This window comes from Streptomyces sp. HSW2009, from assembly GCF_040240285.1.
GTDB lineage: Bacteria > Actinomycetota > Actinomycetes > Streptomycetales > Streptomycetaceae > Streptomyces.
Genome location: NZ_JBEHZD010000017.1, coordinates 1 through 1,070, shown reverse-complemented (window position 1 = coordinate 1,070; position 1,070 = coordinate 1). Strand labels below are relative to the sequence as shown.

Sequence of the window (1,070 nt, the reverse complement as noted above, 5' to 3'; positions counted from 1 at the left end):
CACGAAAACTCCCTAACAAAACGCATGCCCACGCCTTTAGCGATAAGGAAAGAAAAAGCCGGGGCCAGCCACGGGAAATCCATTGCATACCGGTACGGCCGGTGATCGCGATCTAACCTCACGAACAGCTAGCCGGTCAAACGGTCGACTCATTCGAGCCCAATTCACGGCACGCTGGTAGAGCCGGCCGGCACGGGACCCACCAAAGGTAGACCATCGCCCAGGCTAAGGAATCCGAGGCGAGAAATCGACAAGGACGGAAATGCATTCGACTTGTGGACAGGGGTTCCCCAACTCGCGCCGCGGCGCAGCGCCGCGGGGACCCCCGGGTCGGCGGGCGGAGGCGAAGGGGCGGGCCGCGGATGCGGCGAGCAAGGGGCGCGGGCCAGCGAGCGGAAGACAGCGGAACTCCGCGCGGGACGGCCAGAGCGCGGGCAAAAGCGTCCGCGAGGGGCCGCTCCGCCCTTCCCCTCGCAAGGGTCATTGCAGGTCATAGGCTTGATGGTGTGGGTCGCCGGCGCGGTGCGAAGGCGCCCGTACGTACCCCAGGGGCCGCACCCGAGGCGTCAGGGGGCCGCGCCCCAGCGGGCGGGCCGCCTCCCGTCACGCCCGTTCCGCCTGCGCCGCGCCGAGGCGGCCCGTACCGGCGCCAAGCCGTACACGCGGGCCCCTCGCCACCCTGCGGACGCGTGTTCGCCTCGTTCAATTCGCCGCGGAATGAGAGTTTTCATCCGACCGGATGTGCGGTTTTCGCACGCGAGGCAGTAAAGGGAAACGCCATCGAGAATTACCCACCTTTTACGTGCCCCTGGGATTACCCGGGGCCAGGTAGGTTGCCGTCGATGACGTTCGGACAGACGGCCGAATACGGGGTGGCGTACGGCGTCAGCGGAAATCCAGGTGGAGACGGTGCAGCCGTCAGCGAGTCACGCCGAATCCACGGTTTTCGGTGGCGCACGGAGTCGGCGGCGAATCGCCGGGCCCGGGGCATGGCGGGGGGGGGGGGGGGGGGGGGGGGGGGGGGGGGGGGGGGGGGGGGGGGGGGGGGGGGGGGGGGGGGGGGGGGGGGG

1 pseudogene is annotated in these 1,070 nt (G+C 69.7%); it reads left to right on the top strand.

Annotated elements, in window-relative coordinates:
• Positions 1–842: 842 nt before the first annotated feature.
• Positions 843–1,070, top strand: a pseudogene (locus tag AAHZ94_RS02580) (hypothetical protein); the annotation flags it as partial.